The 13,246-nt window shown below is 69.8% G+C and carries 17 protein-coding genes; 7 read left to right on the top strand and 10 right to left on the bottom strand.

Annotated features, from left to right (window positions below):
* Positions 1-54 precede the first annotated feature (54 nt).
* The 4 genes from ACW5F0_RS09990 to ACW5F0_RS09975 form a co-directional block, all read right to left on the bottom strand.
* Positions 55-681, bottom strand: coding sequence for a superoxide dismutase (locus tag ACW5F0_RS09990; protein ID WP_456963784.1), 627 nt, complete (start codon positions 679-681; stop codon positions 55-57).
* 238 nt (positions 682-919) lie between these two features.
* Positions 920-1,360, bottom strand: coding sequence for a hypothetical protein (locus tag ACW5F0_RS09985; protein WP_456999650.1), 441 nt, complete (start codon positions 1,358-1,360; stop codon positions 920-922).
* Between the two features lie 196 nt (positions 1,361-1,556).
* The gene (locus ACW5F0_RS09980) at positions 1,557-2,687 is read right to left on the bottom strand and encodes a PilT/PilU family type 4a pilus ATPase (protein ID WP_456963782.1); all 1,131 of its coding nucleotides are present in this window, start codon (positions 2,685-2,687) and stop codon (positions 1,557-1,559) included.
* Positions 2,688-2,699: 12 nt separating this feature from the next.
* The gene (locus ACW5F0_RS09975; RefSeq protein WP_456963781.1) at positions 2,700-3,737 is read right to left on the bottom strand and encodes a type IV pilus twitching motility protein PilT; all 1,038 of its coding nucleotides are present in this window, start codon (positions 3,735-3,737) and stop codon (positions 2,700-2,702) included.
* A 136-nt stretch (positions 3,738-3,873) separates the two neighbouring features.
* On the opposite strand from ACW5F0_RS09975, the gene ACW5F0_RS09970 reads away from it, so the two are divergent.
* Complete coding sequence (locus ACW5F0_RS09970; protein WP_456999649.1) at positions 3,874-4,572, top strand: YggS family pyridoxal phosphate-dependent enzyme; 699 nt, start codon at positions 3,874-3,876, stop codon at positions 4,570-4,572.
* A gap of 91 nt (positions 4,573-4,663) precedes the next feature.
* On the top strand, positions 4,664-5,503 hold the full coding sequence (gene proC, locus ACW5F0_RS09965) for a pyrroline-5-carboxylate reductase (protein ID WP_456999648.1): 840 nt from the start codon (positions 4,664-4,666) through the stop codon (positions 5,501-5,503).
* A gap of 9 nt (positions 5,504-5,512) precedes the next feature.
* Here proC and ACW5F0_RS09960 read toward each other — a convergent pair whose 3' ends face one another.
* From ACW5F0_RS09960 to pdxH, 3 genes are all read right to left on the bottom strand, one after another.
* Positions 5,513-5,908 carry a DoxX family protein gene (locus ACW5F0_RS09960; RefSeq protein WP_456963778.1) on the bottom strand — a complete coding sequence of 132 codons (396 nt, stop codon included), beginning with the start codon at positions 5,906-5,908 and terminating at the stop codon, positions 5,513-5,515.
* Positions 5,909-6,015: 107 nt separating this feature from the next.
* Positions 6,016-6,831, bottom strand: a complete 816-nt coding sequence (locus ACW5F0_RS09955; RefSeq protein WP_456963777.1) for a cobalamin-binding protein — start codon at positions 6,829-6,831, stop codon at positions 6,016-6,018.
* Positions 6,828-7,424 carry a pyridoxamine 5'-phosphate oxidase gene (gene pdxH, locus ACW5F0_RS09950; RefSeq protein WP_456963776.1) on the bottom strand — a complete coding sequence of 199 codons (597 nt, stop codon included), beginning with the start codon at positions 7,422-7,424 and terminating at the stop codon, positions 6,828-6,830. The genes ACW5F0_RS09955 and pdxH overlap by 4 nt, the downstream gene beginning before the upstream one ends.
* A gap of 75 nt (positions 7,425-7,499) precedes the next feature.
* Between pdxH and ACW5F0_RS09945 the strand changes: the two genes are divergently transcribed.
* The 5 genes from ACW5F0_RS09945 to hemE all read left to right on the top strand — a co-directional run bounded on the left by ACW5F0_RS09945 (position 7,500) and on the right by hemE (position 11,488).
* Positions 7,500-8,333, top strand: a complete 834-nt coding sequence (locus ACW5F0_RS09945; protein WP_456999666.1) for a kinase — start codon at positions 7,500-7,502, stop codon at positions 8,331-8,333.
* Positions 8,334-8,387: 54 nt separating this feature from the next.
* Positions 8,388-8,948: a shikimate kinase gene (locus tag ACW5F0_RS09940; protein WP_456963775.1), complete on the top strand. Its 561-nt coding sequence runs from the start codon at positions 8,388-8,390 to the stop codon at positions 8,946-8,948.
* Entirely contained in the window at positions 8,945-10,036 is a 1,092-nt protein-coding gene (gene aroB, locus ACW5F0_RS09935) for a 3-dehydroquinate synthase (RefSeq protein WP_456963774.1), read from the top strand. The genes ACW5F0_RS09940 and aroB overlap by 4 nt, the downstream gene beginning before the upstream one ends.
* An 83-nt stretch (positions 10,037-10,119) precedes the next feature.
* Complete coding sequence (locus ACW5F0_RS09930) at positions 10,120-10,377, top strand: WGR domain-containing protein (protein WP_456963773.1); 258 nt, start codon at positions 10,120-10,122, stop codon at positions 10,375-10,377.
* Between the two features lie 37 nt (positions 10,378-10,414).
* Entirely contained in the window at positions 10,415-11,488 is a 1,074-nt protein-coding gene (gene hemE, locus ACW5F0_RS09925) for a uroporphyrinogen decarboxylase (protein WP_456963772.1), read from the top strand.
* Positions 11,489-11,509: 21 nt separating this feature from the next.
* Here hemE and ACW5F0_RS09920 read toward each other — a convergent pair whose 3' ends face one another.
* The 3 genes from ACW5F0_RS09920 to ACW5F0_RS09910 are packed head-to-tail and all read right to left on the bottom strand — an operon-like array spanning position 11,510 to position 13,188.
* A complete protein-coding gene (locus ACW5F0_RS09920) occupies positions 11,510-12,457 on the bottom strand; it encodes a hypothetical protein (RefSeq protein WP_456963771.1) in 948 nt (315 codons plus the stop codon).
* 29 nt (positions 12,458-12,486) lie between these two features.
* Positions 12,487-12,636 carry a hypothetical protein gene (locus ACW5F0_RS09915; protein WP_456999647.1) on the bottom strand — a complete coding sequence of 50 codons (150 nt, stop codon included), beginning with the start codon at positions 12,634-12,636 and terminating at the stop codon, positions 12,487-12,489.
* An 18-nt stretch (positions 12,637-12,654) separates the two neighbouring features.
* Entirely contained in the window at positions 12,655-13,188 is a 534-nt protein-coding gene (locus tag ACW5F0_RS09910; protein WP_456963769.1) for a hypothetical protein, read from the bottom strand.
* Positions 13,189-13,246: the final 58 nt, after the last annotated feature.

Raw genomic sequence — 13,246 nt, 5'->3', positions numbered from 1 at the left:
GTGCGAAGCCCCGCCAGGGCGGGGCTTCGTCCTGCATCAGGTGCCGCGACGGCTTCAGCCGGCGATGGCGGCCTGGTAGCGACGCTCGACTTCGTTCCAGTCGACCACGTTGTAGAACGCGGCGATGTAGTCGGGGCGGCGGTTCTGGTACTTCAGGTAATAGGCGTGCTCCCACACATCCAGGCCAAGGATCGGGGTATTGCCCGAGCCGACGCCCTTCATGAGCGGGTTGTCCTGGTTGGCGCTGCTTTCGACCAGCAGCTTGCCGGCCTTGTCGGTGGACAGCCACGCCCAGCCGCTGCCGAAGCGCGTCAACGCAGCCTTGGTGAAGGCTTCCTTGAACGCGTCGAAGCCACCGAGGTCGCTGTCGATGTGCTTTGCCACCTCGCCCACCGGGTTGCCGCCGCCCTTGGGCGACATCACCGTCCAGAACAGCGAGTGGTTGGCGTGGCCGCCGGCGTTGTTGCGCAGCGGACCGCGCTTGTCCTCGGGGAGCTGGTCGAGGTTGGCGATGATGTCCTCGGCGCTCTTTTCGGCCCACTCCGTGCCCTCGAGCGCGGCGTTGGCGTTGTTGATGTAGGTCTGGTGGTGCTTGGTGTGGTGGATTTCCATCGTCTGCGCGTCGATGTGCGGCTCGAGCGCGTCGTAGGCGTAGGAAAGCTTGGGCAGGGTGAAAGCCATGGGGATCTCCAGAGGTGGATGGATCGGCCAGCCATTGTCGCCGCTGCAAGGTAAAAAGTGCGCAAAGGAAAGGGCGCCACGCGGGCGCCCTTGCCGGTACACCACGGAACGCTGCATCCCAGGCCAACCACGCCGCCCAGGTCTTGCGCCAGCTTGACGTGCAGGCCCAGCCCTTGGCGGATCGAGCAACGAAAACGGGGCGCTTGCGCGCCCCGTCGGCATGTCGTGCGGCGAAACCTCAGACCGGGTCGTCGACGCCGTTGTCTTCCGCGTACACCACTTCGAACACGTTGAAGGCCACGCCTGCAGGCAGGTTGCAGCTCACGTTCGCCAGGGGGCTGAAGACCTGACCCGCCGGGGGGTACCACTCGCCGATGTTGGCACCGTTGGCCGCCACCGTGATGGTCTGCGGGTAGTAGGCCGGTGCGTCGAATGGCGGCGTCATGCCGTCGACGAACGTGCAGTTGACGTCGACGGGCGCGGCGTTCTGGTTGGTGAATGCCGCTACCAGCATCAGGTTACCCGACGCCTCGAAGTCGCCAGGCAGCGAGCAGGTCACGAACGCCGGCGCGGTGCCCTCGTTCTGCACGCCGAGCGGGCGCTTGCGGAGTTCACCTTCATACGACGGCAATGCGCCGTTGCACGCGCCGGCGGCGTTGACCGTATGGGTGCGTACCACCGGCGCAGCCGACGCGGATGCAGCAACCAGCAAGCCAGCCGCGATGGCCGTGATTCCAAACGTGAAACCCTTCATCCAAACTTTCCCCTGTTTTGTTTTTTGGCACTGCTGAAGGACGGGCAATGCGTCCGTTTGATTCTTGCCTGGATGCAGGGTCGCAATCGCAGCGATGCGCCGCCGCACCCGATGCGCCGCGTCAGGTGACTTCGGCCACCTCGACGCCATCCAGCCCCTGCGCCAGCGTGCGCGCATCGCCGCCCTGGGCGAGCTTGATGCGCAGGCGCACCTCGTTGGCGGAGTCCGCATAACGCAGCGCGTCCTCGTAGGAGATCTCGCCGGCCTGGTAGAGCTCGAACAGGCTCTGGTCGAAGGTCTTCATGCCGAGGTTGGTCGACTCCTTCATCACTTCCTTGATCTTGTGGATCTCGCCATCGCGGATGTAGTCCTGCACCAGCGGCGTGCCGAGCAGGATTTCCATCGCCACGCGCCGGCCCTTGCCGTCAGGCGTCGGGATCAGCTGCTGCGCGACCACGCCCTTGAGGTTGAGCGACAGGTCCATCAACAGCTGGCCGCGACGGTCTTCCGGGAAGAAGTTGATGATCCGGTCCATCGCCTGGTTGGCGTTGTTGGCATGCAGCGTGCACAGCACCAGGTGGCCGGTCTCGGCGAAGGCGATGGCGTGGTCCATGCCCTCGCGGGTGCGCACCTCGCCGATCATGATCACGTCGGGCGCCTGGCGCAGGGTGTTCTTGAGCGCGTTCTCCCAGTTGTCGGTGTCGATGCCGACCTCGCGCTGGGTGATGATGCAGCCCTCGTGCTTGTGCACGAACTCGATCGGGTCCTCGATGGTGATGATGTGCCCGGTGGAGTTCTGGTTGCGGTAGCCGATCATCGACGCGAGCGACGTCGATTTACCGGTACCCGTGGCGCCGACGAAGATGATCAGGCCGCGCTTGGTCATCGCCAGCGTCTTGATGATCGGCGGGAGGTTGAGCTCCTCGATCGTCGGGATGCGGGTCTCGATGCGGCGCAGCACCATGCCGACCTGGTTGCGCTGGTAGAAGCACGACACGCGGAAGCGGCCGACGCCGGACACGCCGATGGCGAAGTTGCACTCGTGGGTGCGTTCGAACTCCTCGCGCTGCGGCGGTGTCATCACGTTGAGCACCAGGTCGCGCGCCTGCTGCGGCGTGAGCGGGTTCTGCGTGATCGGCGAAATCTTGCCGTGGACCTTCATCGACGGCGGCATGCCCGCGGTGATGAACAGGTCCGAGGCCTTCTGGTGGGCCATCAGCTTGAGGTAGGAGGTGAAGTCGATGGCGCTCATGTGGTGCTCCGGTTACTCGAACAGCCGCTTGTCCTTGGCATAGTCCCGCGCCTGCTGGCGGGTGACCATGGCGCGCTTGACGAGGTCCTGCAGGTGCTGGTCGAGCGTCATCATGCCGTGCTGCTGGCCGGTCTGGATCGACGAATACATCTGCGCGACCTTGTCCTCGCGGATCAGGTTGCGGATGGCCGGGATGCCGACCATGATTTCCCAGGCCGCGGTGCGCCCGCCGCCGACCTTCTTCAGCAGCGCCTGCGAGATCACCGCGCGCAGCGACTCCGACAGCATCGAGCGCACCATCGGCTTCTCGCCGGCGGGGAACACGTCGATGATGCGGTCCACCGTCTTGGCCGCCGAACTCGTATGCAGGGTGCCGAACACCAGGTGGCCGGTCTCCGCGGCGGTCAGCGCCAGGCGGATGGTTTCCAGGTCACGCAGCTCGCCGACCAGGATGTAGTCGGGATCCTCGCGCAGCGCCGAGCGCAGGGCCTCGTTGAAGCCGTGTGTGTCGCGGTGCACTTCGCGCTGGTTGATCAGGCACTTCTGCGCGGTGTGCACGAACTCGATCGGGTCCTCGATGGTGAGGATGTGCCCGTACTCGTTCTTGTTGACGTGGTCGACCATCGCCGCAAGCGTGGTCGACTTGCCCGAACCGGTCGGCCCGGTCACCAGGATCAGTCCCTGCGGCTGGTCGATCAGCTCCTTGAAGATCCGCGGCGTTCCGAGGTCCTCGAGCGTCAGCACCTCGGACGGAATGGTGCGGAACACCGCGCCCGCACCGCGGTTCTGGTTGAACGCGTTGACGCGGAAGCGCGCGAGGCCGGCGATCTCGAACGAGAAGTCGACCTCGAGGAACTCTTCGTAGTCGCGCCGCTGCTTGTCCGACATGATGTCGTAGACCAGCGCATGCACCTGCTTGTGGTCAAGCGCCGGGATATTGATGCGGCGGACGTCACCGTCGACGCGGATCATGGGCGGCAGCCCCGCGGACAAATGCAGGTCCGAAGCTTTGTTCTTGACCGAAAATGCCAGAAGTTCGGCGATATCCATGCATGCTCCCCAGCGGCAGTGCACAAGTTGGTGATGGACGCCCGACCGTCGTTGCGGCTGGCGCCAGAGTACTCCCCGCAGGCAGTATAGCCCCGTATCCGCGTCACAGAACCAGCGGTGCTGGAGGAGCAGGCAGATGCCGACCGGACCCCTCGCGCGCGTCCTAGAATCGATTGAAAACGCCGCCGGCGACGCGACTCGGCCAGCCGCGCGCCTGGTCGCCGTGGGCAAGACCCGCGAGGCGGGCGAGATCGCGACCCTGGCGGCGGAATGGGCCGGCCTGCGCACCGGCGCCACGCTCGCGTTTGGCGAAAACTACGTGCAGGAGGCGTCGGCGAAGATCGCCGCGCTCGAGGGCAGCGGCATCGAGTGGCACCTCATCGGCCATCTGCAGTCGAACAAGGCCGCGCAGGCCGCGGCGCTGTTCGACTGGGTGCAGTCGGTCGACCGCCCCAAGCTGGTCGCGGCCCTGGCGTCCGCGCGCGATCCAGGCCACCCGCCACTGAACGTGCTCATCCAGGTCAATATCGAAGGCGAAGACGGCAAGCACGGCTGCGCGCCGGATGACGTGCCGGCGCTGGCGGCCGCCATCGCAGCCGAGCCGACCCTGGCGCTGCGCGGCCTGATGGCGATCCCGGAGCCCCATCCCGACCTTGCGCGTCGCCGGGACGCCTTCGCCGCGATGCGCGCGCTGCACGATGCGCTGCGCGCCGACCATCCCGCAGCCGACACCCTGTCGATGGGGATGAGCGAGGACTATGAACTCGCGATCGCCGAGGGCGCGACCATGGTCCGCATCGGCACCGCGCTGTTCGGGCCGCGACCGGCGGCCTGACCCGCGTGCCGCAGCACGCGGGCCACGGGGTCGCGACGGGAATCGTGCTCGGCGACAATGGCCCTCCACGCGCCGCAGGAGTCACCCCGCCATGACCCACCCCGCACCAGCCACGGCGGACAGCGTCGCCTTCATCGGCGGCGGCAACATGGCCCGCAGTCTCATCGGCGGCATGGTGTCGCGCGGCGCCGACCCCGCCGGCATCCACGTGGTCGAACCGGTGGACGCGCTGCGCGAGGCACTGGCCCGCGACTTCAACGTGCAGGTCCATGCCGAGGCGTCGGATGCTGCAGTACGTACCGGCACCTGGGTGTTCGCAGTCAAGCCGCAGGTGATGCGTGAGGTCTGCGAGGGCCTGGCCGGACACGCGCGCACGGCGCGGCCGCTGGCGGTGTCGATCGCGGCCGGCATCACCGCCGGCCAGCTGTCGGACTGGCTTGGCGGAAATGCCGCGGTGGTCCGCGCCATGCCCAACACCCCCGCCCTGCTTGGCGCCGGCGTGACCGGCCTGCACGCGAACGCTGCCGTGGACGCCTCCGGGCGCGCGCGCGCGCAGGCGCTGCTGGCCGCCGCCGGTGAAACCGTCTGGATCGAAGACGAGGCGCTGATGGACGCAGTCACCGCTGTATCCGGCAGCGGCCCGGCTTACGTGTTCCTTCTGGCCGAAGCCATGGAAGAGGCCGGGCGTGCCCAGGGCCTCCCCGCCGACGCCGCGCGCATCCTGGTGCAGCAGACGATCCTCGGCGCCGCGCGCATGCTCACCGGCTCCGACGAGGCGCCGGCCGAGCTGCGTCGCCGCGTCACTTCGCCGGGCGGCACCACGCAGGCAGCGATCGAGACCTTCGAGGCCGGCGGGCTGCGCGCACTGGTCGCCTCGGCCATCGACGCCGCCGCCGTGCGCGGCCGCGAGCTGTCGGCCGCGAACGACTGAGGGCGCGCCTCAGTTCTGGTTGATGCCGTAGCGGCCGGGACCCAGCAGCGCGACCGCGACGGCGGTCGCCAGGAACATGCCCTGCAATTCCAGCGCCCAGCCGCCGCCGGCATTGAGCCGGTCGAGCTCGCCCAGGTGCGCCAGTGCGATCGCGAACAGCATGTTCACCGCGACCAGGGCCCCGCCCAGCCGCGCATGGAAACCCAGCAGCACCATCAGCGGTGCCAGCACCTCGCCGATCAGCACGCCATACGCGAGCACCCCTGGCAGGCCGGCGGATTCGACCATGCGCTCGATCCCGCCCATGCCGCCGCGCAGCTTGGCGATGCCGTGCAGCAGGACCAGCAGGCCCAGTGCGATGCGCAGCAGCAGTCGGGCGGCGTCGTGCATGGCGGCCTGGTTCATGTCGTCTGTCTCCGTGGCGTGGGCGCGGATGATGTCAAACCGGGGCGCGATCGTCAGCATCGGTGTTGCGGGTGCCGGCGGGTACGCGGTGCGGCCCGGCCTGCGGCTCAGCCACCGCCGCGCCAGCGCCCGATGATGTCCGCCATCGCTGCCACGCCGTCGGTCAGTGCCGCGGGTCCGGGCTGCAGGATCAGCGGCGACTTGACCTCGTGCAGCTCGCCGTCCCTGACCGCGGGAATCACGTCCCAGCCCGGTCGCGCCGCGACCCTGTCCGGCCTGAACTTCTTCCCGCACCACGAGCCGATGATGATGTCGGGCGCGCGCCGCACCACCTCCATCGGGTCGGCAAGGATGCGCTGCTTCGCCAAGGACTCGGCCGCGAGCTCCGGGAACACGTCGTCGCCGCCGGCGATGCGCACCAGTTCGGCGACCCAGCGGATGCCCGTGATCGGCGGCTCGTCCCACTCTTCGAAGTACACCCGCGGCCGGCGTGGCAGCGCCGCGGCCCGCGCCTCGATCGCTTCAAGCCCCCTGCGCAGCCCGTCGGCATAGGCTTCGGCGCGCGCCGCCACGCCGACCAGCGCGCCGAGCCGGCACACATAGTCGAGGATGCCCTCGACGCTGCGATGGTTGCTGATCCACACCTCCACCCCGCGGCGCACCAGCTCCGCGGCGATGTCGGCCTGGATGTCGGAGAAACCGATGGCGAGATCGGGTTCGAGCTGCAGGATCGCCTCGATCTTCGCGCTGGTGAAGGCACTGACCTTGGGCTTCTCGCGCCGCGCCCGCGGCGGACGCACGGTGAAGCCGCTGATGCCGACGATGCGGTCCTGCTCGCCCAGCGCGTACAGCGTCTCCGTGGGCTCTTCGGTCAGGCAGACGATGCGCCGCGGGCCGCGCAGCAGCGCGGGCGCGCTGCTCACGGATACAGCATCCGCTTGCTGCAGCCGCCGGCAAGGTCGCGTTCGTACAGCCAGCGCTCGTGCCAGCGGTACTCCGCGGCGTACCAGAACTCGATCCGCTCGGGATCGACGCGCAATCCGGTCCAGCGCGGCGGGCGAGGCACATCGCGGCCTTCGAACTCGCGCTCGCACTCGGTCAGCCGGCGCTCGAATTCCTCGCGCGACTCCAGCGTTTCCGACTGCTGCGAGGCCCATGCGCCGATCTGGCTGCCGCGTGGGCGGCTGGCGAAATAGGCATCCGCCTCGGCATCGTCGACGATGGCCACGCCACCCTCGATGCGCACCTGCACGCCCAGACGGACCCGCGGCCAGTGGAACAGCAGCGCCGCGCGCGGGTTGGACTTGAGCTCGCGCCCCTTGCGGCCATCGAGTTGGGTATAGAACACGAAGCCGCGGGCGTCGTGCGCCTTCAGCAGCACGGTGCGCAGCGACGGCCGGCCGTCGGGCGGGGCCGTCGCCAGCTGCATGGCGGTGCGGTCGGGCTCACCGGCGGCCAGGGCTTCGTCGAACAGGGTGTCGAAGGTGTGGAGGGCTTCGGCGTAGAGGTCGGTCATCGGCTTGCGTGCTCCGCGGTCGTGCAGATCGTCGTCATGCGCGGGATGCGCCCGCGCCTGGGCTATCGTGCCCGGATGGCGACGGCGATGCACATCCACCTGGATGGTTTCGACTCCACGTTCGTGTCCGCGGTGCTGGACGATACGCTGCGTTCCGGTGCATTCACTTACGGCATCAGTGGGCTGCAGGGCAGCGGCAAGTCGACGCTGGCCGCACAGGTGGCCACGGAAGCCGCACGGCGCGGCCTGCGCTGCGCGCTGCTGTCGATCGACGACGTCTACCTGCCGCACGCGGATCGCCTGCGGCTGGCGCGCGACATGCATCCGCTGCTTGCGACCCGCGGACCACCGGGCACGCACGATGTCGCCCTTGCGATCGACGTGCTCGACGCGCTGCGCCAGGGCCGCGACGTCGCCCTGCCCCGCTTCGACAAGCTCGATGACGATCGCCTGCCATCCACGCTCTGGCCGCGCACGGGCGCGGTGGACCTGGTGCTGTTCGAGGGCTGGTTCCTGGGCACGCCGCCGCAGGACGCGACCGAGCTCGAGGTGCCGGTCAACATCCTGGAACGCGACGAGGACGCCGGGGGCCCGTGGCGGCGCTGGTGCAATACCGCGCTGGAACGCGACTATCCCGCACTGTGGCGGCGCATCGATCGCCTGTTGCTGCTGCAGGCGCCGTCGTTCGGGATCGTGCCGGAGTGGCGCTGGCAGGCCGAGCGGGCGCTGCAGGCGGCGCGTCCCGGTGCGGCCGCCATGGACCGCGCGGCCATCGACCGCTTCGTGCAGCACTGCGAGCGTACCGGCCGCCACGCCCTGCGCACGCTGCCGCGCATCGCCGACCGCGTGGTCGCCCTGGACGCGCGACGGCGGCCGGTCGGCGCGCCCGGTGCCCACGGACACCGATGATGGCGCCGCGCAGGCTGCTAGCATCCCGTGTCCCGCAGCAAGCGCGTCCTGCCAATGAATCCTGCCCGCCACCTCGTGCTCGTCGGCCCCATGGGCGCCGGCAAGACCTCGATCGGGCGCTGCCTGGCGCGGCACTTCGGCCTGGTGTTCGTCGACAGCGACCTCGAGGTCGAGCAGCGCACCGGCGCGGCGGTCCCGACCATCTTCGAGTGCGAGGGCGAGGCCGGCTTCCGCGCGCGCGAACGCGATGTGCTCGCGACGCTCCTGGCGGGCCCCGACGCGGTCGTCGCCACCGGGGGAGGCGTGGTGCTGGATGCCGGCAACCGCAGGCTGCTTGCCGCCACCGGCTTCGTGGTGCACCTGCATGCGGACGTGGCAGCACAGATCGAACGCCTTGCACGCGACCGCAGCCGCCCCCTGCTGGCCACGGGTGATCGTGAATCCACCCTGCGCCGCCTGGCGACGGAGCGCGAAGCCCTGTACGCGGACGTCGCCGACCTGGTGTTCGACACCCGGCAGCTCTCGGCCGCGGACGCCGCCCGCCAGCTGGCGTCGCAGCTCGACGCGCAATGGCGGCGCGCCGCACCCCGTACCCGACCGGCGCCTGCGGCATGACCACGACCGGGCGCATCGACGTCGGCGGCAGCGCGCCGTACACCATCACCATCGGCCCGGGGCTGCTCGCCGACGGCGCCGCCCTGGCCGCACCGCTCCGCGGACGCCACGCGCTGGTGGTCAGCGACAGCCAGGTCGCGCCGCTGTACGCGGGCACCGTCGGCGACGCCCTGCGCGCCGCACGCCCGGAGGCACGCATCTCGACCTTCGTGCTTGCCGCCGGCGAGGCCAGCAAGACCCTGGCCGGGTTCGGCGATGCGATCGACGCCCTGGCGGCCCTCGGCGCGACCCGCGACGCCTGTGTCTACGCCCTGGGCGGCGGCGTTGTCGGCGACCTTGCCGGGTTCGCCGCCGCCTGCTGGATGCGCGGCATCGACTGCGTGCAGCTGCCGACCACCCTCCTGGCCATGGTCGATTCCTCGGTGGGCGGCAAGACCGCCGTCGACCTGACTGCCGGCAAGAACCTGGTCGGTGCCTTCCATCCGCCGCGCGCGGTGTTCGCCGATACCGCGACCCTGCGCAGCCTGCCCGACCGCGAGCTGCGCGCAGGCCTGGCCGAAGTGGTGAAGTACGGCGCCATCGTCGACGCTCCCTTCCTCGAATGGCTCGCCGGCCATGCCGGCGCGCTGCTGGATCGCGAGGACGCCGCGCTGGCCGAAGCCATCGCCCGCAGCTGCGCGCACAAGGCCGCGATCGTCGAACGCGATCCCTTCGAACACGGCGAACGCGCCCTGCTCAACTTCGGCCACACCTTTGCCCACGCGATCGAGGCGGAACAGGGTTACGACGGCCTCAACCACGGCGAGGCGGTGGCGGTGGGCATGGTGCTCGCCGCGCGCCTGTCGGCGCGGCAGGGGCTGGCCGTCGACGCCGACGCCGACGCGCTGTGCCGCGTGCTGGAACGCTTCGGACTGCCCGTGGCCCTGCCCCGCGGGCTCGACCCGGCCACCCTGGTGGAGCGCATGCGCCTGGACAAGAAAGCAGTGGCCGGTGGCCTGCGCTTCGTGCTCTGGGATGGCCCGGGCCGCGCCCGCATGGCCACGGACGTGCCGGGGGACGCGGTCATGGCGGTGCTGGAAGAACGCTGAAGGCCCCGCGGCAGGCGCGAGCGCCCGCTACCGGGACCGCTCCCGACGTCCGCAGGCCGCATCTCGCGTAGAATCAGCGGCCCATGCGCCTGCTCCTGCAACAACGCCCGGACGGCCACGACGCCCCCCGCTTCGTGCAGCTCATGCTGCAGCCCGACCTGCTCGGTGGCTGGACCCTGGTCCGCGAAACCGGCCACATCGGCGGCCGCAGCAGCGTGCGGCGTGAGCAGTACCTCGACCAGGCATCGGCGGTGGCCGCGCTCGAACAGGCGCGCGACCAGCAGATCAGGCGCGGCTTCCAGCTGATGTTCGCGCAGGGCGCGGACGCGCGCGGCGGCTGACGCGGCCCGACATCCCCCACGACACAGGACCAGAGCATTGCCCCAGACCCTTCGCAACGACCGTTTCCTCCGTGCCCTGCGCCGCGAGCCCGTGGACTGCACGCCGGTATGGCTGATGCGCCAGGCCGGGCGCTACCTGCCCGAGTACCGCGCCAGTCGCGCGAAGGCCGGCAGCTTCCTTGCGATGGCCAAGAACCCGGAGCTCGCCTGCGAAGTCACCCTGCAGCCGCTGGCGCGCTTCGACCTCGACGCCGCGATCCTGTTCTCCGACATCCTCACGATCCCCGACGCCATGGGCCTGGGCCTGTACTTCGTCGATGGCGAGGGCCCGAAGTTCGAGCGTCCGCTGCGTGACGCGGCGTCGATCGCGAAGCTCGGCGTGCCGGACATGGAATCCGACCTCGGTTACGTGATGGATGCCGTGCGCGTGATCCGCCGCGAGCTCGACGGCCGCGTGCCCCTGATCGGTTTCTCCGGCAGCCCCTGGACGCTGGCCTGCTACATGGTCGAGGGCGGCGGCAGCAAGGATTTCGCGATCATCAAGGCGATGGCGCACAACGATCCGAAGGCGCTGCACGCGCTGCTGTCGGTCAACACCGACGCCGTGATCGCCTACCTGGCCGCCCAGCGCGCGGCCGGCGCCCAGGCACTGCAGGTGTTCGACACCTGGGGCGGCGTGCTGTCGCCGGCGATGTACCGCGAGTTCTCGCTGCCCTACCTGACCCGCATCGCGCGCGAACTCGAGCGCGGCGAAGGCGTCGAGCGCACGCCGCTGATCGTGTTCGGCAAGGGCAATGCCGCCTATCTCGACGAACTGGCCGACACCGGAGCCGAAGGCGTGGGCGTGGACTGGCTGATCGAACTCGGCGAGGCCGCGCAGCGCACCGGCGGCAAGGTCGCGCTACAGGGCAACCTTGATCCGACCACGCTGTACGGCTCGCCCGAAGCGATCCGCCGCGAGGTGCGGCGCACACTCGACAGCTACCGCGACGGCAACGGCGGGTCGCGCGAGGGACACGTCTTCAACCTCGGCCACGGCATGTCGCCGAACATGGATCCGGAGCACGTCGGCGTGCTGGTGGACGAGGTGCACGCGCACAGCCGGCGCTGACCGGCCCTGCCGTCCGGCGTGTCACCCCACGCCGGACCGCGACGGCCACAGCCGGCGCCCGCCATCACTGCGCGCGTCGGCGGGCGAGCGGTACTCGAGGCGGATCTCGCGAAGACCCTCTGACACGTCGGGGTTATGCGGTTCGGCGCCGACGCAGCCCGGATACAGGCGGCCGTCGACGGCCATCGCCAGCATGGCCAGGGCCTGCGCGGCATCTCCCAGCGGCTCGTGTGCCAGCACGCGACCGCCGACCAGCCAGGCGCCCGCCTCGCCTTCGGACATGATCGACAGGCGTGAGTCCGCGGGCGCGGGCGCGCCTGCCGGGAGCGCGTCGACCGGAGCCGGCGACCAGCAGCGCCCGGTGCTGCCGATGTAGGTCCCGCGGACCAGTTCGGCGACGAACGCCTCCAGCGCGCTCCTTGCCTCGGGGCGATCCACTGCGCCGGCCGCGACGGTGTAGCGCCCCTTCACGTAGTACAGGCGATCGATCAGCAGGGTCAGCGCCGAGTGGTATTCGCCGTCCTCACGCACCAGTCGCATGTCGGCCGAGCGGGCCGGGATCGCCGCGACCTTGTCGCCGAGCGGCATGACCTGGAACCTGCGCAAGCCACTGAAGTCGCCATCGACGTAGCCACCGGACTGTCCGACGGTGGACTCGATGCCCTGCAGCGCGGCCTGCGCCGCCTGATGCAGGTGCGAGTCGGACACCACGCCCGCAGGGTAGAAGTAGATGTCGATCCAGCGATCAAGGCTGTCGCCGGACTGGTAGCGCACCGAGGCGCCGAGTTCGGCTTCGTCATACAGGCGCTCGCCCACTGCTTCCCATGCGCCGACCTGCAGCGGGTAGACAATGCGCGTCTCCTTGAGGAAACCACCAAGGAAAGGCACGGGCGCATCGTCGCCGCCGGGCGCGGCCTGCGCGGCAGCGGCGCAGGCAAGCACTCCGAGCACGAGGGCCAGCCCTGCCATGCGCGCCGCACCGACTTGTCCGGGTGTCCTCATCGTTCCAACGCTCCATGCAGCAGCATGTCGATCGCTTCGCCCAGCATCGCACCGGTCACCGGCTTGCGCAGGAACCCGTCGAAGCCTGCGTCGCGCGCCAGCGGTTCGGCTTCGGCATCGGCGCGGTGCTGGTCGACGAGGTGCACGCGCACAGCCGACGCTGATCAGTTTGCGTTGTTGACCAGCACCGTGCTGGTGATCCCGATTCCGGGCAGCAGGTTGCACGAGACGCTGACCGCATCCCCCGGCAACAGGAATGCGCCCCCGACGAAGTCGCCGGGCTCGAAGTCCAGGGCGGTGCTGCCGTCCTCGTCGCGCAGCACCCGGATCGACTTCGTGGCGTAGAGCGCATCGCTGCCGTTAGCCCCGGCCCCGGAGTTGACGGCGGTGCAGGAGACGGTGCGCGCGGACGACATGTTCTGCAGGTACACGGTGAATCGGCTGACGCGGCTGCTGCCGTTGCTGTTGCCGGGATTGTTGAAGGAACAGGTCACGAAGGCGTTGGTGCCGCCCTCGTTCTGCACCGCCAGCGGACGCTTGCGGATCTGGGTCTCGAAGGCGGGCAGCGCGCCCTGGCAGATGGCGGTGGCCTGGGCGACGACCCGGATGGCCTCGGCCGGCAGGGGCGCGAGCGCTGCCGCGGCGACGAGCGCCGCTGCGATCATGAAGGGAGCGATGGGCGTGGCTCGATCGGACATGGAGGCTCCTGCGGCTGGCGGGATGGAACGCGGAAGATAGCGCACCATGGCTCCGGCG

It is taken from the genome of Luteimonas sp. A534, from assembly GCF_054072805.1.
The sequence above is the reverse complement of the archived record's forward strand: the minus strand, read 5'-3'. Positions and strand labels throughout refer to the sequence as shown.